Source organism: Ruegeria sp. CF3 (assembly GCF_056537365.1).
On record NZ_JBQFRK010000007.1, the window covers coordinates 21,159 to 46,062 of the forward strand.

The 24,904-nt window shown below is 57.9% G+C and carries 25 protein-coding genes and 1 tRNA gene; 3 read left to right on the plus strand and 23 right to left on the minus strand.

Annotated features, from left to right (window positions below; all coding sequences use genetic code 11):
• Window positions 1-3: 3 nt before the first annotated feature.
• The 4 genes from ACR0KC_RS19065 to ACR0KC_RS19080 all read right to left on the minus strand — a co-directional run bounded on the left by ACR0KC_RS19065 (window position 4) and on the right by ACR0KC_RS19080 (window position 3,295).
• On the minus strand, window positions 4-573 hold the full coding sequence (locus ACR0KC_RS19065) for an arsenate reductase (azurin) small subunit (RefSeq protein WP_170425700.1): 570 nt from the start codon (window positions 571-573) through the stop codon (window positions 4-6).
• 5 nt (window positions 574-578) lie between these two features.
• Window positions 579-1,763: a cytochrome-c peroxidase gene (locus ACR0KC_RS19070; protein ID WP_480707406.1), complete on the minus strand. Its 1,185-nt coding sequence runs from the start codon at window positions 1,761-1,763 to the stop codon at window positions 579-581.
• 11 nt (window positions 1,764-1,774) lie between these two features.
• Window positions 1,775-2,881 carry a cytochrome-c peroxidase gene (locus tag ACR0KC_RS19075; protein WP_480772135.1) on the minus strand — a complete coding sequence of 369 codons (1,107 nt, stop codon included), beginning with the start codon at window positions 2,879-2,881 and terminating at the stop codon, window positions 1,775-1,777.
• A 159-nt stretch (window positions 2,882-3,040) separates the two neighbouring features.
• Window positions 3,041-3,295 (minus strand): BolA family protein, encoded by a 255-nt coding sequence (locus tag ACR0KC_RS19080; RefSeq protein WP_170398480.1) that lies wholly within the window; start codon window positions 3,293-3,295, stop codon window positions 3,041-3,043.
• Window positions 3,296-3,402: 107 nt separating this feature from the next.
• On the opposite strand from ACR0KC_RS19080, the gene ACR0KC_RS19085 reads away from it, so the two are divergent.
• Window positions 3,403-4,026, plus strand: coding sequence for a DnaJ domain-containing protein (locus ACR0KC_RS19085; protein ID WP_170398478.1), 624 nt, complete (start codon window positions 3,403-3,405; stop codon window positions 4,024-4,026).
• A 33-nt stretch (window positions 4,027-4,059) separates the two neighbouring features.
• Here the strand turns inward: ACR0KC_RS19085 and dld are convergent, their stop codons facing one another.
• The 3 genes from dld to ACR0KC_RS19100 form a co-directional block, all read right to left on the minus strand.
• On the minus strand, window positions 4,060-5,742 hold the full coding sequence (dld, locus tag ACR0KC_RS19090) for a D-lactate dehydrogenase (RefSeq protein WP_170595211.1): 1,683 nt from the start codon (window positions 5,740-5,742) through the stop codon (window positions 4,060-4,062).
• Window positions 5,743-5,756: 14 nt separating this feature from the next.
• Window positions 5,757-7,823, minus strand: coding sequence for a TRAP transporter large permease subunit (locus ACR0KC_RS19095; protein ID WP_170514610.1), 2,067 nt, complete (start codon window positions 7,821-7,823; stop codon window positions 5,757-5,759).
• 128 nt (window positions 7,824-7,951) lie between these two features.
• Window positions 7,952-9,004, minus strand: a complete 1,053-nt coding sequence (locus ACR0KC_RS19100) for a TRAP transporter substrate-binding protein (RefSeq protein WP_170398473.1) — start codon at window positions 9,002-9,004, stop codon at window positions 7,952-7,954.
• Between the two features lie 330 nt (window positions 9,005-9,334).
• On the opposite strand from ACR0KC_RS19100, the gene ACR0KC_RS19105 reads away from it, so the two are divergent.
• Complete coding sequence (locus ACR0KC_RS19105) at window positions 9,335-10,108, plus strand: FadR/GntR family transcriptional regulator (protein ID WP_480707408.1); 774 nt, start codon at window positions 9,335-9,337, stop codon at window positions 10,106-10,108.
• Window positions 10,109-10,164: 56 nt separating this feature from the next.
• Here ACR0KC_RS19105 and ACR0KC_RS19110 read toward each other — a convergent pair whose 3' ends face one another.
• From ACR0KC_RS19110 to ACR0KC_RS19155, 10 genes are all read right to left on the minus strand, one after another.
• Window positions 10,165-10,926 (minus strand): hypothetical protein, encoded by a 762-nt coding sequence (locus ACR0KC_RS19110; protein ID WP_170513804.1) that lies wholly within the window; start codon window positions 10,924-10,926, stop codon window positions 10,165-10,167.
• 144 nt (window positions 10,927-11,070) lie between these two features.
• Window positions 11,071-11,664, minus strand: a complete 594-nt coding sequence (locus tag ACR0KC_RS19115; RefSeq protein ID WP_480772136.1) for a GNAT family N-acetyltransferase — start codon at window positions 11,662-11,664, stop codon at window positions 11,071-11,073.
• Window positions 11,657-12,055: a ketosteroid isomerase-related protein gene (locus tag ACR0KC_RS19120; RefSeq protein ID WP_480707409.1), complete on the minus strand. Its 399-nt coding sequence runs from the start codon at window positions 12,053-12,055 to the stop codon at window positions 11,657-11,659. The genes ACR0KC_RS19115 and ACR0KC_RS19120 overlap by 8 nt, the downstream gene beginning before the upstream one ends.
• 2 nt (window positions 12,056-12,057) lie before the next feature.
• Window positions 12,058-12,510: an arsenate-mycothiol transferase ArsC gene (locus ACR0KC_RS19125; RefSeq protein WP_170398460.1), complete on the minus strand. Its 453-nt coding sequence runs from the start codon at window positions 12,508-12,510 to the stop codon at window positions 12,058-12,060.
• 3 nt (window positions 12,511-12,513) lie between these two features.
• On the minus strand, window positions 12,514-12,993 hold the full coding sequence (locus ACR0KC_RS19130) for a UPF0262 family protein (RefSeq protein WP_170398457.1): 480 nt from the start codon (window positions 12,991-12,993) through the stop codon (window positions 12,514-12,516).
• 98 nt (window positions 12,994-13,091) lie between these two features.
• The gene (gene hisD, locus ACR0KC_RS19135; RefSeq protein ID WP_480772137.1) at window positions 13,092-14,393 is read right to left on the minus strand and encodes a histidinol dehydrogenase; all 1,302 of its coding nucleotides are present in this window, start codon (window positions 14,391-14,393) and stop codon (window positions 13,092-13,094) included.
• A 60-nt stretch (window positions 14,394-14,453) separates the two neighbouring features.
• Window positions 14,454-14,975 carry a GNAT family N-acetyltransferase gene (locus ACR0KC_RS19140; RefSeq protein ID WP_480791463.1) on the minus strand — a complete coding sequence of 174 codons (522 nt, stop codon included), beginning with the start codon at window positions 14,973-14,975 and terminating at the stop codon, window positions 14,454-14,456.
• Window positions 14,972-15,448 carry a DUF2948 family protein gene (locus ACR0KC_RS19145; protein ID WP_170398450.1) on the minus strand — a complete coding sequence of 159 codons (477 nt, stop codon included), beginning with the start codon at window positions 15,446-15,448 and terminating at the stop codon, window positions 14,972-14,974. The genes ACR0KC_RS19140 and ACR0KC_RS19145 overlap by 4 nt, the downstream gene beginning before the upstream one ends.
• Window positions 15,445-16,713, minus strand: a complete 1,269-nt coding sequence (gene murA, locus ACR0KC_RS19150; RefSeq protein ID WP_170398447.1) for a UDP-N-acetylglucosamine 1-carboxyvinyltransferase — start codon at window positions 16,711-16,713, stop codon at window positions 15,445-15,447. The genes ACR0KC_RS19145 and murA overlap by 4 nt, the downstream gene beginning before the upstream one ends.
• 6 nt (window positions 16,714-16,719) lie before the next feature.
• Window positions 16,720-16,875, minus strand: a complete 156-nt coding sequence (locus tag ACR0KC_RS19155; protein WP_170425679.1) for a hypothetical protein — start codon at window positions 16,873-16,875, stop codon at window positions 16,720-16,722.
• 83 nt (window positions 16,876-16,958) lie between these two features.
• Here ACR0KC_RS19155 and ACR0KC_RS19160 point away from each other — a divergent pair.
• A tRNA-Thr gene (locus ACR0KC_RS19160) sits at window positions 16,959-17,033 on the plus strand.
• Between the two features lie 145 nt (window positions 17,034-17,178).
• Here ACR0KC_RS19160 and ACR0KC_RS19165 read toward each other — a convergent pair.
• From ACR0KC_RS19165 to ACR0KC_RS19190, 6 genes are all read right to left on the minus strand, one after another.
• Window positions 17,179-18,996: a BCCT family transporter gene (locus tag ACR0KC_RS19165; RefSeq protein ID WP_170625441.1), complete on the minus strand. Its 1,818-nt coding sequence runs from the start codon at window positions 18,994-18,996 to the stop codon at window positions 17,179-17,181.
• 77 nt (window positions 18,997-19,073) lie between these two features.
• Complete coding sequence (locus ACR0KC_RS19170) at window positions 19,074-20,084, minus strand: Ldh family oxidoreductase (RefSeq protein ID WP_170566737.1); 1,011 nt, start codon at window positions 20,082-20,084, stop codon at window positions 19,074-19,076.
• A 13-nt stretch (window positions 20,085-20,097) separates the two neighbouring features.
• The gene (locus tag ACR0KC_RS19175) at window positions 20,098-20,727 is read right to left on the minus strand and encodes a DUF3726 domain-containing protein (protein ID WP_480772139.1); all 630 of its coding nucleotides are present in this window, start codon (window positions 20,725-20,727) and stop codon (window positions 20,098-20,100) included.
• A complete protein-coding gene (locus ACR0KC_RS19180) occupies window positions 20,724-22,406 on the minus strand; it encodes a hypothetical protein (RefSeq protein ID WP_480772185.1) in 1,683 nt (560 codons plus the stop codon). The genes ACR0KC_RS19175 and ACR0KC_RS19180 overlap by 4 nt, the downstream gene beginning before the upstream one ends.
• A complete protein-coding gene (locus ACR0KC_RS19185) occupies window positions 22,406-23,383 on the minus strand; it encodes a membrane dipeptidase (protein WP_480707414.1) in 978 nt (325 codons plus the stop codon). Before ACR0KC_RS19185 ends, ACR0KC_RS19180 begins: the two co-directional genes overlap by 1 nt.
• The gene (locus tag ACR0KC_RS19190) at window positions 23,383-24,825 is read right to left on the minus strand and encodes an aldehyde dehydrogenase family protein (protein WP_480707415.1); all 1,443 of its coding nucleotides are present in this window, start codon (window positions 24,823-24,825) and stop codon (window positions 23,383-23,385) included. The genes ACR0KC_RS19185 and ACR0KC_RS19190 overlap by 1 nt, the downstream gene beginning before the upstream one ends.
• Window positions 24,826-24,904: the final 79 nt, after the last annotated feature.

The window sequence follows — 24,904 nt, forward strand, 5'->3', positions numbered from 1 at the left end:
CCCTTATGCAATGAGGTTGTCGTAACGGCCGTAGATCAGGCCGAACATGCCAACGGCGTAGATATCGTCACCATCCAGTTCCAAAAGGACCTGTGGCAACGATTGGTAGGCCTGCCCCGAGACGAGGATGCCGTGCCGTGTCACGTCATAGGTGGACAGGTGCAACGGGCACGGGCCCAGCACCTTATGTTCAGGCTTGTAGCTGTCATACATCGACCCGCCCTGATGGGTGCAGGTGAGGTTGAAGGCCACAACATCCTTTTGCGGACCAATGCCGCCGCCGCTTTCCACGCCAGTTTTCACAAGGATCGAGTCCGAATAGTCGCCCTCGTCCGGGTAGTAGAACTCGACCGGCACATCCTGTTCCAACTCGGAAAGTTTGCCGATCAGCTTGCGCGGATAGGTCGATACCAAAGCGGGCACCTGTTCCGCCTGGCCATGGCGGGTGGGCATGGTCACCATCACGGCAAAGGTGGTGGCACCCGAGGCGAACAGGAACTGGCGGCGGTTCACGGTGCAGGCCTTTTTGGCCTCGCCCGAACAGCTGCATCCGGTTGCGTTATGATCTTTCATGACGCTTACTCCTCTGCTGCCGCGGGAAGCGGCTGGTAATCCGGCAGATCAGGTTCTTCGACCAGAATCTCGTCACCGGACAGGGATTTCAGGAAGGCCACCAGATCCGCTTTTTCCTGATCATTCAGGCCAAGGGGTTGGATCAGCGGAGATTTATTGGCCGAGAACTCATTCTCGCCGCCGCCCTGGTTGTAGAACTCGACCACATCCTCAAGCGTCTCCAACATGCCGTTGTGCATGTAGGGTTCGGTATAGAGGGTGTAGCGCAGGCTTGGCGTGCGGAACTTACCCTTGTCGGCCTTTTCCTTGGTACGGAAATAGAAGCCGGGGTCGTCCTTGGTGTGGCGGTACATCTCTTCGGTCGAGCCTTTGGCAAAAAGCTCATACCGGAAGGTCACTTGCGCCAGACCATCGTCCTGCCAACCGTCATAGGCGGGCACACCGGTGTTGTAGTATTTTTCATCCGACAGCAACGCACCGTTATGGCATTCGGAACACTGCGCCTTGCCGGTGAACAATTCCAGCCCGCGTTTCTGCTCGTCGGTCAGCGCCGCGTCATCCCCACGCAGATAATTGTCGAAGGGTGTGTCGGTCTGAACTATGGTCCGTTCAAACGCGGCGATGGCCCGCCATGCATTGCTGATACGCGGCCACTGATCGCCGAAGACATCGTTGAAGCGTTCGACATATTCGGGGACGAAGGCCAGGCGCGCCTCCATCATGTCGGCCTCACCGTTGCCGGCGACCGCACCGCCTGCGGCGGATTTGGCCTGGCTCTCAAGGCTTTTGCTTGAACCCGCCCAGAACAGCTTTCCGTAATAGGCCGAATTCACGATGGTCTGGCTATTGCGCCAGTGGGTCGTGCCCGGATAGCCGAACGAGATCGGTGCCTCGACGTCCCAGCCGACATCTGGCATGTGGCAGGCCGAACAGGGCGTCGACGGATTCCCGCCAAGACGGGCATCAAAGAACAGCATCTTGCCCAGTTCGATCTTGGCGTCGGTTTGCGGGTTGTCCAGCGGGATCGGCGGCTCGCCCAGCGCCACCAGCGGCGAGTCTGCATCGGGGTCTGCGCCACCGATGCCGGCCTCAATCTCCATGCTGGTTTCCGCAATCGCCTGTGCACCTAGGACGGCAAACAGGGCAGCGGTGGCGATTGTGCCTGAAAGGTAAGACTTTAGGTCTTTCATGGGTCCACTCCTCAGTTTGTCGCGTCTTGCCAGTTTTCGATCGGCGCATAATCCGTATCGATGTCCTCGGCGACGAAGTCCGGGCCGGTCAGCGGCTCACCAGACAGCGCCTTAAGGAAGGCCACCAGCTGTGCTTGTTCGGTCTCGCTGAGGCCAAGCGGCTTGATGCGCGGATCCTTGTTTTCATCTTCGCCACCACCGGCGTTGTAGAAGGCCACCACATCCTCGAGCGTCGCAATCGAGCCGTTATGCATAAATGGCGCGGTATAGATCAGCTCACGCAGCGTGGGGGTTATGAACGTGCCGAATGTATCGGCGGTGTGAGTGCGGATATACGCACCGGGGTCGGCGCGCAGGTTCATGTAATTCTCGACGCCGAGGAACTTCATCATGGTCACAAAGGTGATGTGACGTTCCGGGGTCGCCCAGATATCGGGGTTGTCGCCCACGCCGATATTGTGCGGCAGATCATCCGTGAACCGCTCGCCCGAGTGGCAGGAATTGCAGCCGCTGGCATTGAACAGCTCATAGCCCGCCTTGGCTTCTTCCGACATCTCGCCTGTATCGAACGGCGCGCCGCGCGAAATCAACGTTTTCAGATATTCCGGGATGGCGTTACGGACCCCGCCGTTCGACGGCTCGCCAAATCCGGCGGCTTCGAACATCTCGACATAAACCGGATCTTGCTTGATGCGTTCCTGCATCAAACGCATATCCATGTTCATCGAGTATGTCTCGGTGATGCTTTCGCGGGTCGCGTCGTTGAGGTTGGTGCCAATGCGCCCGTCATGGAACCACGCGGCGCGCTTGGCGCTGTTAATCAGCGTCGGCACGTTGCGGAAATGTAGGCTGCCGGCATAGGCATCCGATAGGGCCTGCCCGTCGGTAAAGCCGTTTTCCGGCTGGTGGCAGCTGGCGCAGGACAGTTCGGTGTCGCCAGACAGGCGCGGGTCAAAAAACAAACGTTTGCCAAGTGCCGCCTTGGCTTGGTCGAACTCAATGGCTTCTACCGGGCCCGGCTGTTCCGCCTGGGCATGGTGAACCGGGAACGCAACACCAACCGACAGCAATGAAACTGTCGACAGTGCCGAGAACCACGTTCTGGCTTTGGTCATCATTTAAAAAGCCCTCATTATCCGCAAATCTGATCGCTCCGGTTAACCGGAGATCGACGAGGCGAATATTAGAGGGTCATGTATCGCGATGCCTTGATCGAGATTAAATCCGCAGAGAATTGGCGACGTGATCGTCGCTTATCTGAACCAAGGCCGCGACTGTCAGACGTCGATATCCAAAGCAAGCGCATGGATACGGGGGACTATATCCCCCAATGCCGTATGTACTGCGCGATGGCGAGCAACGCGGGATTGCCCCTCGAAAGCCGCAGAACGAATAAGGACGTTGAAATGACTCTCACCGCCCTCCTGATATCCAGCGTGACCACGATGGCTCTCGCTGTCGTCAACCACCTCCAGCTCACGCGGGTTAAATGCTGCCTGCAATCGTTCACGGATTTCGTCGGTCACGCTCATTTTTATGCTCAGCGGCAAATAAATTGCCGTCCCCCTCTTCTACTTTCGGCTGCTTAGATTAAACTGCTGCCTCCGAGTCGAAAAGATGCCTTCGTGAGGTTGTGCAGATGGTAAAGTCAGATCCCTTCGGATTCGATATGTCCGTGTCGAGCGCTAAGAAAAAGAAGCCGCGCGGCCGTCGGGGTATGTCAGGTGCGTCCGAAACTTCGGTGCGAATCTGTGATCATGAGGGCTGTGAAGAACCCGGTAAGTTTCGCGCGCCCAAAGCTCCGGACGTGCTGGATGATTTTTTCTGGTTCTGCCAGCAACATGTGCGCGAATATAACCAGAAGTGGAATTTCTTCGACGGCACCACCGAGGCCGAACTGAACGCGCAGCGTTCGAAGGACAAAGTGTGGGAGCGTGAGACCAAACCGATGGGCGATCCCGAGGCCCGTGCCTGGGCACGTCTGGGGATCGAGGACCCGCATCAGGTTCTAGGCGAAAACGCCACCAAAAATCCCGGCCGCGCCAATTCCGGCGGTCGACGCCTGCCGCCGACTGAGCGCCGCGCGATTGAGATCCTCGAAGCGCAAGATAGCTGGTCGAAGGCAGAGATTCGCAAAGCCTACAAGAAGCTGATCAAGGTGCTGCACCCGGATATGAACGGTGGTGACCGATCTCAGGAAGAGCAGTTGCAAGAGGTCGTCTGGGCCTGGGATCAGATCAAGGACAGCCGCAGCTTCAAGTAGTATTCAACGGATACGGGTCAGCAGCGTTCCATCTCACGAATAGTGCTTGTTGCGGGACATCTTTCCGATTCCAGGGTTCATACTGTTCGTGGGATCGATCGACTTGTAGAAAGCTGCCAGATCGGGTTTGGCTGCATAGAGATGGCCAACATTATGTTCCGCCGGGTATTCAGCGCCGCGTTTGTCCAGCAACTTTAGCATTGCGGCCTTCAACGCGTTCGGGTCTGCGCCTTTCTTGACGATGTAATCCTGATGCAGAACATGACACATGAAGTGGCCATAGTAGAGTTTGCCGACCAGTTGATCCGCGATCTCAACTGGCAAGTCTTCGAACCAGTCGACGTCATTGCGGCGCAGCGCGATATCTAGGGCGATGATATCTTCCACTTCGGCTGCATGAACCTTCATATAACGAATGGCTGCACCTGCGGCAGCAAAACGATGTAGCCCAGCGATCTTTGCCTCACGCAGGTCGCATTCAAAGAAATCCAGCTTGTCTTCGGCAGTCATGTCATTGAGTAGATCGCGCGCTTCATCGATACCGCCATCGCGCATTTTGAGTATCAGGTGATGCGGATACCGATCCCGATAGGCCCGCATCCGGCGCGGCAGGATATCGGGCCAAAGTCGCATCGCGAACTGCATGAAACGATCGGTAAAATTGCCGAGAACCGGTATGCCTTCCAAACGCGCGTCCACCGCGCCCTTCAGCGCAAAGAAAGTGGGCAAACGGTCGGTTCCCAACTTGTCAATCATCACCATGGTGTCTTTGCCATAGCGGTCAGAGATATCGAATACCTCCTCATGCATGTATTCAGCGCTGACCGGCAGGGTTTTGAAGTCGGACAGGATGCGACGGCGCAATTCCGTGAATGCCTCGGTGTCGTGCGCCCCGACGTAGAAAGTACGTTCTGCTTCGTTCTTGGCATATGTATCCAGCCGAACCGCAAAAACCGCCAGTTTACCCGCGCAGCCCGCTGCTTCGTATAGACGCGACTTATCAGCGTTAAAGCGTGCTGGCGTTTCAGCATCTACATTACGCACCCGACGGGCGTAATCGGTGTCAGAGGCTTTGCGATTGTCGGTCTCGATATCAGTTGCTGAGAAATCACCGTTCTGCAGTCGGGTCAGGATTTCTTCGGGTGTATCACCCAATTGCATGCCTAGATGATTGACCAACTCAAGCTCGCCGTCCTGAGTGATCCGCGCGTACAGTGACAGCTCGGTATAGGAGGGGCCGCGCTCGACCAGCGAACCGCCCGAGTTGTTGCACACCCCGCCAACGACTGAGGCACCGATGCACGAAGATCCGATCACCGAATGCGGCTGGCGGCCAATCGGGTCCAGCAGCTTTTCCAGCGCAAACAGTGTGCTGCCCGGAAAGCTGATGACCTGCTTGCCATCATTGATCAGATGCAGATCGTCCATCCGCCGCGTGTTGATCAACACTACATCACGATCGTAGCTACCCTTGGGCGTAGACCCTTCGGTCAGGCCGGTATTGGCGGCTTGCATGATGACAATTTTGTCAGCGGCAACACAGGCCTGCAGCACCTGCCATTGTTCCAGCAGCGTAGCGGGCTGAACCACCGCGAGCGCGTCCCCTTCACCCGATCTGAACCCTCGGCGAAAGCGGCGGGTGCTGCGCGACGAAGTCAAAACGCGCCGCCGCCCACAAATGGCCTGAAGACGCTTGATCAGATCGGCATCGTTCATCCCGCTACCCTCCGTTAATACGCGACCGAGGGCAACCACGTGGCCAATTGCGGCCACAAGAAGACAAAGAACAGGCCGGTCAGCTGCAGGATCACGAATGGGATAATCCCTTTGTAGATGTCAGTCAGCTTGATCTCGGGCGGGCAGACCCCTTTCAGATAGAAAAGCGCAAATCCAACCGGAGGTGTCAGGAAAGAGGTTTGCAACGTCACCGCCACAAGGATTACGAACCACACCAGCGCAGGTTCATCGATGACACCGAAGCCGTCGATATCCAGGCCCAGCCCGTTCACGATGGGGCGCATCAAGGGCAGAACGATGAGCGTGATCTCGATCCAGTCCAGCACGAAGCCCAGCAGGAAGACGATGAACAGGATCATGAAGACAGTGCCATTTGGGCCGAGCCCGGTACCGTGGATCATATCCTCGATCAGCGCGTCGCCGCCCAGTTCGCGCAAGACATAGGAGAACACCGTCGCACCAAGGAAGATCGCGAAAATATAGGCGGTGGTGTTGAACGTTGCTTTCAGCACATTCACCAGCTTGGCCAGCGTCAGCTTGCGATATCCCAGCGCCAGCAGAGTGGCTCCCAACGCGCCCACGCCCGAGGCTTCGGTCGGTGTGGTCAAACCCGCGAAGATCGAGCCCAGCACGGCGAGGATAAGGGCCAGCGTCGGCAGGACTGCAATCAGCACGTCCTTGACTGCGTTCCAGTCAGGACGGGTTGCGCCTTCGGGTACTGGGGCCACGTCGCGTTTGATTAGGGCGATGACAAAAATATAGGTCAGGTAGAGCGCGCCAATGATCACGCCGGGGAACACTGCAGCCATAAATAGGTCGCCGACCGATAGCGCCATCTGGTCCGCCATGATGACAAGCATGATCGACGGCGGGATGAGGATGCCCAGCGTGCCTGAAGCGCTGACCACACCGGCGGCCAATGAGGGGCTGTATTTCTGCTCCATCATCGACGGCAGCGAAAGCACGCCCAACAGAACCACAGACGCCCCAATGATCCCGGTCGAGGCGGCCAGAATGATGCCGATCATCGTTACCGTGATCGCCAGCCCGCCGCGCACTGTGCCGAACAGGCGCTGCATCGAGGTCATTAGGCGCTCGGCCACACCGGATTCGTCCAACATCAGGCCCATGAAGATGAACATTGGCAGCGCCACCAGAACCGCATTTGACATGGTGGCATAGACCCGGTTCACCACCGCGCCCAGCGTCAGATAGTCCAGACCGGTCAGCGTTTCCTCAAGCCCGGTCCAGTTCATCATGCCATTGTCGAACAGATAGGCCAGACCGCAATAGGCAACGCCAACCCCGGCCAGCGTCCATGCCACCGGGAAGCCGGTGAAAAGCAGCGCGATGAAGGTCAGGAACATCGCGATGACCAGTTTTTCCTCAGTCGTTTCCACCAGGAAGGTCAGCGCGGTCGCCACCACAGCAAAGCCCAACAGCGCCCAGACGATCAGACGCAGGCCCTTGCCTTGCCGTTCCTCGTCGAGATTGACGATCAGGGCGTGCACATCGTGGATCAGCCGCGCCGCCGCAGCCAATGCCAGCAATACAAAACTGGCCGGGATCACACCTTTCAAAGCCCAACGCGCAGGTAGACCGGTAGGGCTGTCCGAGGATTCATTGACGCGCCAGCTTTCGTAAAAATAGTCATACCCCTGATCGATCATTAAATAGATGAACGGCACCAATAGGGTGAAGATTCCGATGATCTCGATAATCCGCCGCGCGCGCTGGCTGAGCTGCATGTGCAGCAGGTCCACCCGCACATGGCTGTCGGTGACCAGCGCATAAGAAATGCCGATCATCGTCACCAACCCATAGAAATGCCACTGAATCTCATCCAGCTTGGGATAGTTCTGGTTCAGCAGATAGCGCATCGCCACTTGCGAAACGATGGCCGCAACCAGCAGCAAGTTGGCCCACATGACCACATGACCCACCGCCTTGACGCCGTTGTCGATGGCAACGGCCAGTTTCTGGCGATCGGGCTCCCCATGCTCAAGGATGCTTTCATAGACTTCAATCGGGTCGTCCTGATGACGCTGTGTCTCGGCCATGGTCTCCTCCTCAAGAGTTTGGCGGTGGGGACGTGAATGCGCCCGGAATGCTTGGGAAAATGAAGAAAATCAGAGTTGTACGAGGGCGGCGGAAGGAAGCCGCCCCCGGATAATCGCAAGTGGCAAATTTACTTGCGGGGGAGGAATGCGTTCTCTTTCCAGACCGCATAACCGTCACGGAATTCGTTCATGTCGGCCAGAACCTTGGCAAAGAATTCGTCGTTGGCGGCCTGTTCTGCGGCAACCTCTTCCCAGGTCGCGCGGAAGGTCGACAGCATCTCGTCGTTCCACTGCTTGATCTGAACACCATTGTTTTCAACGTTGTCCAGCAGCGCAGCGTGTTGGATCGCCTCACCTTCGGCAAAGCTGTCAGCCATCGAAGCCTTACAGGCATTTTCGATGATCGCTTTGTGCTGATCGCTGGCTTCGTTCCAGACGTCCTTGTTGATCATCAGTTCAAACACCGTCGCTTGCTGGTGCCAGCCGGGGAAATAGTTGTACTTGACCAACTTGTGGAAACCGAGGCGTGCGTCGATGGCAGGCATCGAGAATTCGGTCGCGTCGATCGCGCCTTTTTCCAGTGCCGGGAAGATTTCGCCGCCGGGCAGCAGTGACGTCGCCACACCCAGCTTCTGCATCACTTCACCGCCCAGACCGAAAAAGCGCATCTTCAGGCCGTTCAGGTCTTCGGGGCTGTTGATCTCATTCGCGAACCAGCCCGAGGTTTCGGGAGCGATAATGGCGCAGGGAATGACATGGACGTTGAAACCGGCCTGATCATACATCTCCTGATACAAGCTCATGCCGTTGCCATAGTACAGCCACGCCATGTATTCACCCGCCTCAGGGCCAAACGGAACGGCCGAGAACAACGGTGCAGCCGGGATCTTACCCGCCCAGTAGCCGGCGGTGGTATAGCCCGAATTGATCTTGCCTGAAGACACCGCATCCAGAATTTCAAACGGCGGGACCAGCTTGCCCGGTTCGTAAACCTTCATCTTCAGCGTGCCGCCGGACATCAGGTCCAGCTGTTCGGCCACGCGCGGGATCGGCGAGCCGAGGCCCGGTAGAGCGGTTGAAAACGCGATTGGGGTTTTCAGCAGCATCTTATCCGCCGCGTGGGCAACCGGGGCTGCCAGCAGCGAGGCCGCAACGGCAAGCGATGTCAGGGTGGTCTTCATGGGTTCTCCTCCAAGGTAAAGATCAGCCGGTGGTCTGGCTGTCACTCTCGCCGCGAGCACGGCTTAAGTGGTAAATATTGTTTACCTTATAATTTAGTCAACAATTTTATTTACCAATTTGGCTACGCCGCGGTGGTGTGGCTCATAACCAAGATTGACCTTTCATAACCCGAAATTTTCGAATAATTTTGCGACACTCAATAAAAACAAACGCTTATATGCGCGGCGAGCGTCCGTATTTTTGGGTAGTTTTTCTTGCAATGCCGGAAGCTAGTGGTAAATATTATAAACAACCTCGACGATCTTTAATCTAACTACCGGACAGGAATTATGAGCACGAACAGCCTCTTTGATCCCGTTGGTCACGAATCAATTGCCGATGCGGTCGTCGCACAAATCGAGACAATGATTGTTGATGGAATCCTGAAAGAGGGTCGCAAAATCCCGTCTGAACGGGAGCTTGCGGAAGCCCTAGGCGTTTCACGCCCCAAGCTGCGCGAAGCACTCCAAACCCTCGAAAATCGCGGCTTGGTGACCGTGCGACATGGCGAGGGCACCTTTATCGCCCCACTGACCGGTCGTGCCATGTCGCCCGCCCTTCTGTCTCTCTATGCCCGGCACGGCAGTGCTTTCTACGATTATCTTGAATACCGGCGCGAGCAAGAGGCCTTTGCCAGCCGCCTCGCCGCACAGCGCGCTACACAATCCGACAAGGAACGGATTGCTGAAATCATCGATGAAATGCAGCGAGCCTGGGAGAATGATGATCAGGATGCCAGTGAAGAGGCTGATTTTCGACTGCACGCCGCCGTTGTCGATGCGAGCCAAAACACGACCCTTATCCACATGATGGCATCCATCTATGACCTCACGCGCCAAGGCGTGTTCTACAACCGCCGCTTCCTGCGCTCGATGGACGGCACGGGTGAAGCGTTGCTTGAGCAGCACAAGGCAATCGCGCAGGCCATCATCGACGGCGACCCGGACCGCGCAGAAACCGCCGCACGCACGCATATGGATTTCGTCGAGGATTCATTTCGCGTAGGACAAGAACAACAAGCTCGCGAGATCCGCGCAGCAAAACGGCGGCAGTTTTCGGATTGAGGTCAAAAACAGAGGCGTATTTTTTTGTTCTACGGAAAAGTCTCCCGCACGACGTACTAAGTCTTGGCTTTGCCTTTCTCGACCGGTTCTCGCCTCAGGCACTTTTCCAAGTCTACTTCCAATGCACTGAGGTTTATGTCTCCAGCTCGCAGAGCGTCCACCTCATTGGCTCCCTGCCTCGTCAAACCAAGGTTTTTGAGCAACGTGTTCCAATCCGGTACGTCCCGCTTCAATCCCGCGCGCAGCAAAACCTCAATTTTTCGAATGTACCAAAGGGTCAGAGAAGACACACGAATGTCGGGTGGAGTGTCCACAGGTACATGGGCGGCAATCGCAGCGCTTGCGCACGCCATTGACTCGGATGCCACGTAGAAAGCCTGCGCCGCGCTGTTAGGGTTTACGTATTTAACGCCTTCATTGATCAAAGCTCCACCGGCCAAGACCAAGGCCAGGTCTTTCCCTGAGATCGAGGCCGCACTTCCAAGCGCGGCACCGCCTGCTACAGTGATCAGTGCCGCCGCTGTCAGGTCCCGATTGCGCGCTGCTTCGTCGCCCAGCCTTTTGTAGGCATCTGAAAGTTGCAGCGCATAATACGACGTACGAATAGGACCGCGTTCAAGCAACAGGCTTGTGGACTGAAATGTTTTTGGTGCCGTTTCAAACGCACCCCCGATCCCTACAGCGTGCTGGATAACGTCTCCCGATGTATTCGACAGCACGGTTTGCTCGGCATTAAAGGCCCTGTTCTCGTAGGCACAACCGGTGATCAAAGTCAGCGGCACCAAGGCCGGAATCAGGCGATTGAAAACGGACTTCATCAAATTTCCCCATGAAAACACGCAATTGAATAAGTGAAACTATACAATCACAGGGTGTTTCAGGCAAATTCGGCCGCACATGTCATCGCCAACTCACAATGCCACAACCCGTTTCAAACACCCGGCGCGACGCGCATGGATGGCTTATAAATCCCGAATCCAGAATTGAAGCGGCTTTTGGGTTTCGCAATCGTCGCCTCGATCCTTCCACGAGAATTGCGCCACGACGCCAGGAAGCGGCGCATAACCCCGCGCGCGCCAGAAGGCATCCAACGGGCGGTAATGATCTGGTCGCATGGGGTGGTCGTCAGGGCGTACTACACTGCAGAAGGCGCTTTTGGTGAATCCCATCGCATGGGCGTGGGCTTCGCGCAGATCAAAGAACGTATGGCCTGCGCCCTGTCCGCGATACTCCGGCAGCAGAACCGATTCTGCGCAATAGAAGATGTCGCCCAGCGACAGGCCCGAGCCTTCGAACGCGGCCGCGAAATCGTCGGCGTGATCCGTCAAGGGCGCACCCGTCGAAGCACCTACCATAGTATCACCGTCGAACGCTCCGACAACGATGGCCCTGGCGCTATCGACGTAAGACTGCAGGTATTTCCGCTCATACTTCAGATCGCCATCATAGAGATATGGCCAGGCGTGAAATACGTCGATCCGCAGACGCGCGACTTCATCCAACGCGTCGACCAATGTCGATCCGGTCATTGCGCGGACCTGCGAAATCTCAGCCATTCGAGACCTGTTTGGTCCAGTCCGCAAGGTTGTAGAACGTGGTCACGCGGGTGATCTTGCCGTCGTTAAGGTCAAAAAACGAACCCGCAGGCAAGCGGTAAGTCTGACCATACGCTTCTGGCAGACCTTCATCAGTTTCCAGATAGGTTCCGTTGACGATGAACTCAGCCGCGGCACGGGTACCGCCTTCGGCCTCGAAGATCACGATATCCGTCAGGTTCTCGCGGTAGCAGCGGTTCATATGCGCGCAGAAGGCGGCAAATTTCTCTTTGCCGACGCGAATCTGACCTTCGTTGACATGATGGGCCACGTCATCCGACAGGCAGGCCAACATGCCATCCACGTCACCGGCATTGAAGGCATCAAAGTAAGTTTTCACGATCGGGTTCATGGTCACTCCGTCGGTTCACCCCAGCGGTCTTTCAGATGCGCGATGATCTGATCTCGGGTTTGTCGATAATGACGTAGCTTGTCCTCGCGGGTTTCACCTAGTCCGGTAGGGTCCATAATTGGCCAATAATCGACATCGAGGTGAAAAAAACGCGTCAGTTCCAGCGCTTTTCGCTGGCTGGCGGGTGACAGGGCCACGATCAGATCAAATGAACTGAGGTCATCGCCCCATTGCTCCATTTCGTCAAAAGAACGCGAGCGGTGACGGGACAGCTCAACGCCAATCTCCTGACAGGCTGCGATGCAGAACCCATCGATCTCAAGATCGTTATGCACACCAGCGGATTGCACATAGGTGCCGGTGCCGTAAAACTTCTTCATGATGCCTTCGGCCATGGGTGACCGAACCGAATTGTGGTCGCAACAGAACAGAATGGACTGCGGCAGAGGCGTCACCCGTTAGCCTCCAAAATGAAGGACGCAGATGAGCGTAAAGAGGCGGCGGGCAGTATCAGTATCAACCTCAGCTTTGCCTTCCAGCCTTTCCTGTAACACGCGGCTGCCTTCGTTGTGGATGCCGCGCCGAGCCATATCGATCGTTTCGATCTGGCTGGGCGGCAGTGTTTTCACCGCATCGAAATAGCTCTCGCAGATCTGAAAATAGTCTTTTACGACCTGCCGGAATGGACCAAGCGACAGATGAAACTCAGCCGCCTTCTCGCTGGCTTCGGTGGCGATATCGAAAACCAGTCGCTTATCACGGATTGATAGCTGCACATGGTAGGGCCCGTCGGGGATCATCCGATCGTCGCGCGCTGGCAGCGTGAACGAGTTATCTTCAAGCAAATCATATATGGCGACCTTCCGCTCCTGCTCGATCTCCGGTGTCGGCGGGGGCAGATTTCGGTCGTCCAGTTCGATATGCGAAATACGGGTCATCTTAACGGTCACAATCCTTGCGTCTGCACAGACCTATAACAACGATTTTCATTGAGCAACGTACAGAAGCGCCATGCGTGCCAAGTCATTGCGTCACTTCAGCCATTCAGCCGATTAAGGCGCGCCGAAACGGACAGGCCATGCGCTTCGAGGCTTTCGGATTGCGCGAGCGTTTCAGCCGCCGGGCCGATGGCGCGCAAAGCTTCGGGTGTCATCTGGCTGAGCGTTGTGCGTTTGAGAAAATCCATCACGCTAAGGCCAGACGAAAAGCGCGCCGAACGCGCTGTGGGCAGCACGTGATTGGGGCCGCCGACATAATCGCCAATGGCTTCGGGCGTGTACTGGCCAAGGAAAATGGCACCGGCATGGATCGTTTGCTGGCTTAACGCCACCGGGTCGGCCACGCAGAGTTCCAGATGTTCAGGCGCGATGCGGTTGGACAGCGCGGCAGCCTCGTCCAGGTCGCGCACAGTGATTACGGCACCAAAGTCGCGCCAGCTGGCCCGGGCGATGGCGCGGCGTTGCAGGGTCTCAAGACGTTTTTCCACCGCTTGCGTCACGGCTTGACCAAATTCTGCGTCATCCGTGATCAAAATGGATTGGGCGCTTTCGTCATGCTCGGCCTGGCTGAGCAGGTCCAGCGCGATCCAGTCGGGGTCGTTGTCCTTGTCTGCAATGACCAGAATTTCCGAGGGGCCCGCGATCATGTCGATGCCGACCTTGCCGAATACACGGCGTTTCGCGGCGGCCACGAAGGCGTTGCCCGGTCCGGTGATCTTATCGACCGGCGCAATGGTTTCGGTGCCATAAGCCAGCGCGGCCACAGCTTGCGCGCCGCCGATGCGATAAATCTCATCCACGCCCGACAGTTGTGCCGCCAGCAGGACCAGCGGGTTTGCCTGACCCTCAGGTGTGGGGACGACAATGGCCAACCGGTCTACGCCCGCCACCTTCGCAGGTATTGCGTTCATAAGAACTGACGACGGGTAGGACGCCAATCCGCCCGGCACATAAAGCCCTGCAGCCGACACCGCCGACCAGCGCCAGCCGAGTGTTGCGCCTGCCTCATCGGTCCACTGATGATCCTCGGGCATCTGCTTTTCGTGATATGCACGAATGCGTTCTGCAGCCAGTTCCAACGCGGCCCCGTCCTGGCGCGTGACCTGCGCAACGGCCTCGGCGATCTCATTGGATGAAAAGGCCATGGTCTCGGGCGTCAGCTCCAGCCGGTCGAATTTCGCGGTAAGTTCGATCACCGAAGCATCACCACGGGTCCGCACATCATCGATGATCTGCGCCACGACCGCATCCACATCGGGGCTGTCCTCGCGCTTGGCGGACAACAGCGCCTGAAATGCAGGTTCGAAATCGGCGGAGGTCGTATCGAGGAAAGCGGGCATGTGAGAGACTCCGGAAGCGTTTCAACGGGTCTTATCGCCCGGGCCGGGTGGCCTCAACCCTTAGGCCGCTGGGTGCAGCGATTTGCGCATCGGGAATTGGGGGATGCCGTGCCATTCCGTCGGGTCGCCGACATCATGCCAGCCGTGCGCCAGATAGAACGAATGTGCCGTTTTGGTCGCGTGCAGATGCGCCTCAGAGGCGCCACGTGCTTGCAGTTCCTCTTCCAACCGGTGCAGCAGCGCTGCTCCGAGCCCGCGCCCTGCGTGATCGGGATCGACATAGAGCAGAGATATCTCACCCTCGCCACTTAGACCGCCCACTGCAGTAACCACTCCCATTTGCGTAGCGACCCTAAGGATTGCTCCACTATCGATCCAGTTTCGGACCGAAGCCGGATCCTTATTGGCAGACCAGCGGGAAAGGTTTTCGGGATTATCCAGATGATCCGCCCGACAGAGGTTACGGATCGATCGGATCAGAACACGGCTGATGTCGAATACATCAAACACGGTTGCCCGCCGCAACGCGATGCCGCGTGGCGGATTCGGGAAGGCCTGAGCGATGCCACGTTTATTCTTCACTCGGGGTGATGGGGCGCTTGTCCAGAAGGCGCCTTGTAGGGACGCGTCACATCCTTGAGCGTTGCATCGATGGCCTCAACCGACAGGCGGATCGCGCCGTCGCCTGCCAAGGTCAACAGGATTTGCCCCGCACCATCCTCGCTTGGCTCGAATTCGACCGAGAGCAGAGACAGGATCATGTCCTTGTCGCTGCGGTCGATGCCCTGACTGGCTACCGACAGAACCGAGCCGAACATCAAAACGGCCTGCACCCGCTCGTAGGCGCGACCGCGCCGGGCAGCGGCATCCTTGTCTTCCCAACGAAAGCGATTGAGCAGCAGCGCAAAGCGGCGCTGGCCGGGTTGCCATGTCATCTCGGTCACCGGGAAAACCGCATCCTGCGTCAGGGTCGCAATCACCCGCAGGTCATCGGCATCCTCGGCTCCAAGGTTCAGCGGTGCCTCGCGGCCATCTTTGAAACTTGCGTCTGTCATTGACCCTTAATCCGTTCGATCTTTGCGCCCACGCCTTCCAGCTTGCGCACCACATGTTCATATCCGCGGTCCAGATGATAGACCCGGCTGACAACAGTCTCACCTTCCGCCGCCATTCCGGCAAGGATCAGCGAGACTGAGGCCCTCAGGTCTGTCGCCATCACCGGAGCACCTTTCAATCGTTCGACCCCGGTTACGGTGGCCGTGCCACCATGGACTTCGATATTCGCGCCCATGCGCACCAGTTCGGGCGCATGCATAAAGCGATTCTCGAAAATACGCTCTTCAAGCACGGACACACCTTCGGCAGTGCACATCAGCGCCATCATCTGCGCCTGCAGATCGGTCGGGAAACCTGGAAAGGGTTCGGTGACCACATCGACCGAGGTCACACGCCCGTTCTTACGAGAAACTTTCAGCCCCTTGTCGGTTTCAGAAACACTGATCCCCGCCGCATCCAGCTTGGCAGCGAAGGATTCGACCAGCGACATGCGCCCGCCCAGCAGCTCAACCTCGCCCCCGCAGATCGCCGGGGCCAGCATATAGGTGCCAAGTTCAATCCGGTCGGTCACCACCTGATGGGTCGCGCCGTGCAGACGATCGACACCCTGAATTTCGATGGTCGAGGTCCCCTCACCCGAAATCTGAGCGCCCATCTTGCGCAAGCATTCGACCAGATCGACAATCTCGGGCTCGCGCGCGGCGTTTTTCAGCACCGTGGTGCCCTTGGCCAGCGTGGCGGCCATGACGATGTTCTCGGTCGCGCCAACCGAGGCAAAGCGCATCTCATGCACAGCACCTTTCAGCCCGCCCGACGCCTTCGCGTGCAGATAGCCATCTTTAAGCTCGATCTCGGCGCCCAGCGCCTCAAGCCCTTCGACATGCAAATCCATCGGGCGCGCGCCAATTGCACATCCACCAGGTAGCGACACCACGGCCTGCCCCAGCCGCGCCAGCATCGGCCCCAACACCAGGTTCGAAGCGCGCATTTTTCGCACGATGTCATAATCCGCCGTGTGGCTGTTCAGGTCATGGCTGGACATCGCAATGACCTGACCATCCTGCAGCGAAGACACCTCGGCACCCAGCGACCGCAGCAGCGCCGTCATGGTCTTGATGTCACTCAAACGCGGCGCATTGGTCAACGTCAGCGGTTCTTCGCTGAGCAAGGTCGCGGGCATCAGCGTCAGACACGCATTCTTGGCCCCCGCAATGGGAATCTGCCCGTTCAGCGGGCCATTGCCCGTTACCAGAATCGAATCCATTTGCTCTTATCCCTCGTCCTTGCCGGCTTTGTCCCCGGAGGTGGCTCGCGCCTTGGCCTGAGCCTTGCGCCGCGCCATATTCGCTTTTAGCGCCGCCTTTAGACGGTCTTCGCGCGTTTCCCCGGACTTGCCGTGTTTTTTAGGTGAATTTTTGTCTGCCATTGCCTTTCTCTACAGGAGTAGAAAAAAACCGTCCAGACACCCTTGCGCCGCGTTTCGTTTGAGTCTAATCACCCGCCCACAGCGCTGCTGTAGCTCAGAGGTAGAGCACTCCCTTGGTAAGGGAGAGGTCGAGAGTTCAATTCTCTCCAGCAGCACCATCTTAACGTCCGACATAATGCTTCAAATGGTGCACGATCACGTGGCGTCTCAGCCACTGGCATTTTCATTGAATTGAGTTGAAGTTGACGCGCGCAAGCGCCTGATGACAGCGGGCGGTTGCATCACAACCGCCCGTGCCTAGGTTTATTCCGCAGGTGCTGTGGTCTGCTTTTGCCTCAGACCATCGCGATAAAGCGCCTTGGCGAGCGCTATGCACATCAGGCCCATGACCATCGTAAAGGGTAGCGCACCGATGATCATCGCATTTCGCAAGGCGTCCATCGGATTGTTTTCACCCGCAGCCAGGATCAGAGCGCCAATCACCGCTGTCAGGATAAGGCCCCAGACGATCTTGTGCTTGTTACCGATGTTCTGATCTCCGCCAGACATGATGGTGTTCATCACCAGAATGCCCGAGTCCGCCGACGTGACCAGGAAGGTCATGATCAGGACGACGCACATCACGGTGATGCCAGACAACAGCCCACCGGTGATCATCTCTTGCAAGGTGACAAACAGCTTGGCGGTGTTCGACGCCCCGATGATGGCGCCTTCGGCGGTGCCATTCAGTTCGAGATCGATCGCGGTGCCACCCAGAATGGTCATCCACGCAAAGCAGACCAGCGCAGGGGCAAAGACACAACCGATGATGAACTCACGCACCGAGCGTCCCTTGGAAATGCGCGCCAGGAACAGGCCGACGAAAGGCGAAAACGCGATCCACCAGGCCCAGTAGAACGTGGTCCAGCCCGCTTGCCAGCCAAACTGCCGACCCGGATCACCTGCGGCGTAGACCGAAGCCAGAACAGAGTCCGGCAGCGCGGCGGCGTCGCCTTCCAGGCCAGATTTGAACCCGTCAAACGATCCCCAAGGATTGGTCGCACCGGCATAAAGCGCATCGGCAAACGGCGCTGCTTCACTCGGCAGGGCAGCATCAAACGCCGCCGCCGATTGCGGATTGAAAGCACCAAAGCTGAGCGAAATGAAGTGCTGGATGTAATCGACAAATGCAGTTGCGTAAGTCGTCATCGCGAACAGGAACGACCCAAAGACAACAAAGACCAGCAACAGGATCAGCGACAACACCAGGTTCAGGTTAGACAGGTACTTGACGCCACGACCAACACCAGAGACAGCCGAGATGATCGAGAGGCCCATGATCACAATGAGGCCAGCCAGCAGACCAACAGTACTGGGGGCTGGTGCGTCACCGGTCAGATCCATCATCCATTCCATACCCGAAATGGCGTATAGGCCGTCGATGAACTGCGAAACCCCGTACCCGATGGTAACTGAAACACCCAGAATGGTTGCTACCACGCCCAGCACATCCACGACGTGGCCCAGGAAGCCGTTCATCAGCTTGCCGAACAGAGGTGTCAGCGCGGTGCGAATAGTCAGGGGCATGTTGCGCGTGTAGGCGTAATAGGCCAGCGACAGGCCGGTCACCACATAGATCGCCCAGGCGTGAAACCCGTAATGCAGGAAAGTGTAGCGATATCCCGACTGCAATGCGTCTTCGCTATTGCCGACGACATCGCCCGCGATGACAACCGGGTTCGATCCCCACAGCCCTAAAGGCTCAGCGGTAGCGAACACCATGAGACCGACGCCCAAGCCCGCGCCAAACATCATCGAAAACCATGAGAAATCCGAGAATTCTGGTTTTTCGCCCTCTGGGCCCATAAGCCGCTTACCGGTTTGCGGCAGCGCCGCCACGACAAACAGGAAAAAGACAAAAAAGCCGACAATAATGATATAGAAGGCGTTAAAATCTTCCAGCAGACGCGAGTTCAGGCTTCCAAGAACTCCGTTTGCATTTGCGGGCCAGACAAGCGCCCAGATAACCAGCGCGACCATGATTGACTTGCTCAGCAAGGCAATCTCAACACTGTGCCCTTCATAAAACCCGCCCGAAGATCGCTTGATCTCCAGATCGGTAAAAGGTTCCTTCATAGACATGTGTTTCCTCCCTATTCGCACGTGTCCTGATTTCCAGAAAGATCTTCATGAGCGTCCCGGAGCTTCGCCATCGAGCCCTACGTCAGCAGAGCTTCTATTTTGTCGAGGGTCGCTACACTGACAGCCACACCATCGTTCTTGGCCACCAAACGCTTTGCCTGGCGGCCGTCACCGGGCAAATGTGCGCCGTTCTGAGATCGGATCGCTTCGACAAGATCGACAATTCTGGAAGAAAATGCGTCATCCGCAGTCGCAGAAGCGTCAATTGCGATAAAGAATTGGCCTGTTTTCGGAGGCCCACCGGCGGTTCCCGAAAAAGGTGAGGCGTGTATCCCAAGCGTGGCACCGGTCAGCGCTGCAGCCAAAACCTCGGTCATCAGGGCAACGCCAACCCCCTTGTACCCACCCGATGGGGCCATGGAACCCTTAAGCCCAACATTCGGGTCGGTCGTAGGGTTGCCATCTGCGTCCAACGCCCAGCCAACCGGGATTGGTTTGCCTTCGCGCGCGTGTTTCATGACCTCGCTTTTGGCGATGGTGCTGGCGCTTTGATCGATCAGTAATGCGGGTTGGCCGTCGTTTCCAGGGACCGCGATTGAAAATGGGTTGGTTCCGACCACCGGTTTGGCACCCCCGGACGGCGCGATGGAGGCGGGCGCGTTGGTGAACCCAAGTCCCACAAAACCAGCCTGTGCCAGCCGGTAGGTGTGATACCCCAGCACGCCGCAGTTATAGCTGTTGCGGATCGCCAGCACCGCAACGCCCTGCGTGCGCGCCGCAGCGATCAATGCCTCGAACCCCGCGTCGATCGCCGTGTGGGCGAACCCGGTCGCGGCGTCGACCGTCACTACGCCGGGGCGCGGCTGGGACAGCTGAGGGGTGGCCTGCCCATCTACCTTGCCGCACTGAACATGTTCGCAATAGATCGGGATATAGGCCAGACCATGGCTCGCCACCCCGTCCGCCTCGGTTGCGGCGGTTGCAATTGCCAATGGGCGCGCGTTTTCTTCGCTGGTGCCCGCGGACACCAACGCACGAAAAGAAAGATCCTCGATTTCAGCAAGGCTAAGGGTACGGGTTTCGATCATGTCGCTCTCTCATTCAGTCATTGTCGGACAGGCCAGCGCCGGCACCCAACAGTCGGGATTCTTCGGTAGCAGGCGCGTAGGTGCGATGGGCAAATCGGTTGAGGGTGTCCCAGCAAACCGGGTCCGAGGATGCGCGGGTCACGTGCGGTCGAGGGGTGGTAAGTTGGCCGCCCAGCGTGATCTGGGTGTGATCAGAAAACGATGGCCAATCCTGCCCCGCCTCCAGACGACCGCCATCCGTTGCGGCCCTGAACAGATCGCACGTATGCGTGATCACGTTATTCTGGGCGCGTGCCGCCGAGGCTACGAAGGGCAGCAGAAAAACAGGTACTGCGAGCTTCTGGATACGTATGGGACCTGCGTGCAGCAGGTCAGACCGATCAGAAAGCAACGCGCCCGTAATGATCGGGCAAAGCACGCCTTGCCCCGCCCAAACCGGTTGCATCGCAACCGGGCGGTGATTTTTGAGTGAGGCTGCCAGACCTTGCTCCAACAATTGCGCCAGGGATTTCGTGCCATCAATCCCGTGCGCGCATAACCAACGCGTGGCTTTGCCCGCCTCTTCCGCCAGACCCCATGGATATCCGGCTCCGCGCGCGGCGCGTTTTGCCGTGGCTTCGACCTCATTCAGCGATACGTTCACGATCCTAGCTCCGGATAGACCCACAGATCGGCAGTCTTGCTGCTTAACTCTTCGGGATAAGGCGCGCCAGCGTACATGCAGATACGTACCCAGCGGTCTGAACGAGGATCGAAATGCGTGGCGCCAAAGAACGAGAGTTTGGCACGCAGCATGTCGATCGGCAGAACATCCGCGCTGATCGTGTTGTCGCGAATTTCGCCGTAAGGCGCGACGCGGCTCATTTGCGCGCGACGGATCGTGTGGCGGTGTTCAGGGTGTTCAAGTAGGAACTCGGCGATGGGTGCACCATCCGCCCATTCCGAAAGCGCGCTTTCGGCCAGCGCCGCGTCGCGCGCCGGGGCAAGCGGCTGTTCGTAGTCTGCAATCGGTTCGTCAAACCGCTCACCCAGCCGGGGCTCGAGCTTTTCCTCGGACACATACCAAGCGCGCGCGCAGTGTTCGGGCGCGTTCCAGTCCAGATCCATTGCCCAGCCAAAGCTGGCGCGGATCAGGTCGCGCACCGCGCCAACGGTCATCGTGCCATCAATCACATGCGCCGCACCGTTGCTGTCTGCCATACAGCTGGTCAGCCCATCGACCAGTTCACCGTAGGGTTCAAGGATCAGCGAGGCCAACAACTCCTGCCCTTCTTCGCTGAGCGTAGCCTGAGACCACAATATCAAGCGGTCCCACGGCTGATTGCCCGTCAGATCGGTCTTGTCGAGATAGTCCGATATTGCGCACAAGTCAGCATTCAGCGCCGCGAGCTTTTCGATCTGGATTGGATGCTCGGACTTCCACCACGAGATCGACAATTTGCTACGGGCGAAGATGTTGCGAAACTTGGCCGCTTCTGCCTCTGTTGCGGTCTCAATGGACCGAACCCGCGAGATCGCCTCTTCCCGGACCATGATCCAGTTGTTGAACAGGATCGGGTGATTGACGATGAAAGGTGCCATACCTAGCCCGGTCGAATTGCCTATACCCAGCCAACGCGCGATTTCCGGGCTCAACTCTGCGGTCTGGTCGCCACCCCTGGCGCGGGCCATATGTTCCACCAGATCGCGCACGAAGGTCCGCGTCAGGTAGACCGAAAGCATCTCGGCCTGAAATGGCGCGCTGACTTCGCCTCGGTCTGCAATCCTCTCACGATCTGCCGCGCCGAACTTGCCCGAGCCATACACGGCGGTTGTCCGCATCAGGTAACCGACCTTGTAAATCTGTTCGAGGTCGGGCTGCTGACCGGTGGCAAGACGATCCACGACATGTGCCCACAGACGCACCGAGCGGTTGGCCCGTGACAAGGACAGCTCGCTTTCGCTTACACGCCCGGCCTCTTGCAGAGGTACGTTTTGCGAAAGCCGCTCAATGTCTTCCGGGTCAGGAATTCCGTCAAACAACGCAAAGGTCGCGTCCCATGCCTCGGCGATCACACGATCCGAGCGTTGCTCGGGTGGCAGATCATGGGCAAACGCCACCAACGAATAAGCGCGTTCCGGACCTTGTGCAGTGTAGACCGCGTGACCGACGCCCTTTTCATCAATCTGGAAGACTGGGCGGGTGAACGTCCAGTTTTCGGCAGCCATCCGACGGGTCAATTGCCGCATGAAACTTAGACGGCATTGATGCAACGATCCTAGACGGGACAGGCGCATCACAGTGGCCGGGTCGCGGCGTGCGATATGCGGGTTTTGGTCCATCATGTGCCTTGTGGCTCAAAATTATCGGCAAAGAAGCGGTACCAGTTGCCGCCCATGATCCCCGCGACCTCGTCGGAGTTCATGCCAGTGGCGCGCAAGCCGGACTCGATGTTGCCGAAGTCGCGATTGTCCCGAAACCAGCCCGGCATTGGCGGGAAACCGGGGGCCGAGGCCGAACCCTCGCCATAGTCGATCTGTTTTGTCCAGCGCCCCACGCGCATCCATTCAACCACACTGTCGGGCTGATCTTGACACAGGTCGGTGCCAATCCCCAGATGCTGGACGCCATATGTATCTGCCGTGCGGGCGATCATCTCGCAGAAACTCTCCAACGTGCAGTCGGACTTGTCCTTCAGGTGATGAGGATAGACCGAAAAGCCCAGCATCCCACCATTTTCCGTCACCGCCCGGATCACCGCATCGCGCTTGTTGCGCAAAGCAGGTGACCATTCGTGCGGATTGGCATGGGTGATGGCAATGGGGCGCTCGGACAATTCCGCCGCTTCGATGGTCGACCGATCCGCCGAATGGCTCATATCGACAACAAGGCCCACGCGGTTCATCTCTTTGATCACCTGCTTGCCCATGCGGGTGATGCCGGTGTCTTCGGCCTCATAACAGCCGGTCGCCAGCAGCGACTGGTTGTTATAGGTCAGCTGCATGAAGCGGGCGCCAAGATCATGCAGAACCTCAACCAGACCAATATCGTCTTCGATCGGGGATGGGTTCTGAAACCCGAAGAACACAACCGTCCGCCCCGTTTCGCGCGCGATGTCGATGTCGCTGGCCCAACGGCCTTTCATGATCAGGTCCGGGTATTGCTCGAACCAGCGATTCCACTTCTCAAAGTTCAGAACGGTTTCACGGAAATTCTCATGATAAGCGATGGTGACGTGGATCGCATCCACGCCGCCTTCGCGCAGTTGGCGGAAAATCTTCTCCGACCAGTTGGCATATTGCAGCGCGTCGATACGCATCAGACGGGGCCTGCGCTGATATAGGCGGTCTTGACGGTGGTATAGAACTCTGCCGCTGCTTTGCCTTGTTCGCGCGGCCCGTACGAGCTGTCGCCGCGACCGCCAAAGGGTACGTGATAATCGGTGCCTGCCGTAGGTAGATTCACCGTCACCACACCAGTTCGCGCATTGCGGCGGAAATGGGTGGCACGGGCCAGCGATTTAGTCACGATGCCCGAGGTCAGGCCGAAATTGGTGTCGTTCACCACACTCAGCGCCTCGTCATAGCTGCCGACCTTGATCACGCTGGTCAGCGGCGCGAACATTTCCTCGCGGTTTATGCGCATGTCGTTGGTGGTGTTCAGGAACACGCCCGGCGACATGTAGAAGCCCTCATGCGGCATCTCTAGGCGCTGTCCACCGCAGGCCAGTTCGGCCCCTTCAGATTTACCCAGATCGACATAGGCGAGGTTCTCGCCTAGTTGCTGCTGGCTTACGACGGGACCCATCTGAGTGCCCTGCTCCAGCGCGTGACCAACCTTCATCGCCTGCGCACCTGCGACGAGCTTTTCGACAAAGGCATCATGGATGCCCGCGTGAACCACCAGCCGCGACGAGGCGGTGCATTTTTGACCGGTGCCGCCGAATGCACCACCCAGCGCCAGCGTCACCGCCAGATCCAGATCGGCGTCGTCCATCACGGCCAGCGCGTTTTTCGACCCCATCTCCATCTGTACCTTGGTCAGGTTCTGGATCGCCGCCGCCGCGATGCCCTTGCCGACCGGAACCGAACCGGTGAAGGAAATCGCGTTGACCTTGGGGCTTTCGACCAGACGTTGGCCAATCGAACGGCCCGAGCCCATCACCAGGCTGAACAGACCCTTGGGAATGTCCTGACGTTCGATGATCTCGGTCAGGGCCACAGCCGAGGCAGGCGTGATGTTGGCCGGTTTCCACACAACAGCGTTGCCATAGCACAGCGCGGGCGCAATCTTCCACGAAGCGGTCGCGGTGGGAAAGTTCCACGGGCTGATAATGGCGACAACACCCACCGCTTCGCGGCGCACGTCAATCTCGATGTCGGGGCGAACGGAGTCGGCGTTTTCCCCAATCTGACGAAGACATTCAGCGGCGTAGTAGGTAAAGAACTGACCCGCTCGATAGACCTCGCCCTTACCTTCGGCCAGCGGTTTGCCCTCTTCCCGGCTGAGCAACGTGCCCAGTTCCTCGGCGCGGGTCATCAGCTCGTTACCGATGGCGTTCAGAACTGCCTGCTTACGTTCCAGCCCATAGGCAGCCCATTCAGCTTGCGCGACACGTGCCTGATCCAGCGTCGCTTCAAGTTGGTCGCTGCTGGCTTGCGCGAACATACCAACCAGGTCAGTCAGATCAGAAGGGTTGCGGTTTTCGATTTCGCTTTCGCCTGCCAGCCATTCGCCAGCGATCAGGTTCAGTTTGGTCACAATGCGCCCCAGAGTCAGAATTCGTTTGTCACAGGATGGATTTTCCGATGCACATCAGTCAAACTCAAATAACTTAAAC

Coding starts and splice junctions, on each gene's coding strand:
- ACR0KC_RS19065 (WP_170425700.1), bottom strand. CDS start 573: ATGAAAGATCATAACGCAACCGGATGCAGCTGTTCGGGCGAGGCCAAA.
- ACR0KC_RS19070 (WP_480707406.1), bottom strand. CDS start 1,763: ATGAAAGACCTAAAGTCTTACCTTTCAGGCACAATCGCCACCGCTGCC.
- ACR0KC_RS19075 (WP_480772135.1), bottom strand. CDS start 2,881: ATGATGACCAAAGCCAGAACGTGGTTCTCGGCACTGTCGACAGTTTCA.
- ACR0KC_RS19080 (WP_170398480.1), bottom strand. CDS start 3,295: ATGAGCGTGACCGACGAAATCCGTGAACGATTGCAGGCAGCATTTAAC.
- ACR0KC_RS19085 (WP_170398478.1), top strand. CDS start 3,403: ATGGTAAAGTCAGATCCCTTCGGATTCGATATGTCCGTGTCGAGCGCT.
- dld (WP_170595211.1), bottom strand. CDS start 5,742: ATGAACGATGCCGATCTGATCAAGCGTCTTCAGGCCATTTGTGGGCGG.
- ACR0KC_RS19095 (WP_170514610.1), bottom strand. CDS start 7,823: ATGGCCGAGACACAGCGTCATCAGGACGACCCGATTGAAGTCTATGAA.
- ACR0KC_RS19100 (WP_170398473.1), bottom strand. CDS start 9,004: ATGAAGACCACCCTGACATCGCTTGCCGTTGCGGCCTCGCTGCTGGCA.
- ACR0KC_RS19105 (WP_480707408.1), top strand. CDS start 9,335: ATGAGCACGAACAGCCTCTTTGATCCCGTTGGTCACGAATCAATTGCC.
- ACR0KC_RS19110 (WP_170513804.1), bottom strand. CDS start 10,926: ATGAAGTCCGTTTTCAATCGCCTGATTCCGGCCTTGGTGCCGCTGACT.
- ACR0KC_RS19115 (WP_480772136.1), bottom strand. CDS start 11,664: ATGGCTGAGATTTCGCAGGTCCGCGCAATGACCGGATCGACATTGGTC.
- ACR0KC_RS19120 (WP_480707409.1), bottom strand. CDS start 12,055: ATGAACCCGATCGTGAAAACTTACTTTGATGCCTTCAATGCCGGTGAC.
- ACR0KC_RS19130 (WP_170398457.1), bottom strand. CDS start 12,993: ATGACCCGTATTTCGCATATCGAACTGGACGACCGAAATCTGCCCCCG.
- hisD (WP_480772137.1), bottom strand. CDS start 14,393: ATGCCCGCTTTCCTCGATACGACCTCCGCCGATTTCGAACCTGCATTT.
- ACR0KC_RS19145 (WP_170398450.1), bottom strand. CDS start 15,448: ATGACAGACGCAAGTTTCAAAGATGGCCGCGAGGCACCGCTGAACCTT.
- murA (WP_170398447.1), bottom strand. CDS start 16,713: ATGGATTCGATTCTGGTAACGGGCAATGGCCCGCTGAACGGGCAGATT.
- ACR0KC_RS19155 (WP_170425679.1), bottom strand. CDS start 16,875: ATGGCAGACAAAAATTCACCTAAAAAACACGGCAAGTCCGGGGAAACG.
- ACR0KC_RS19165 (WP_170625441.1), bottom strand. CDS start 18,996: ATGTCTATGAAGGAACCTTTTACCGATCTGGAGATCAAGCGATCTTCG.
- ACR0KC_RS19170 (WP_170566737.1), bottom strand. CDS start 20,084: ATGATCGAAACCCGTACCCTTAGCCTTGCTGAAATCGAGGATCTTTCT.
- ACR0KC_RS19180 (WP_480772185.1), bottom strand. CDS start 22,406: ATGGACCAAAACCCGCATATCGCACGCCGCGACCCGGCCACTGTGATG.
- ACR0KC_RS19185 (WP_480707414.1), bottom strand. CDS start 23,383: ATGCGTATCGACGCGCTGCAATATGCCAACTGGTCGGAGAAGATTTTC.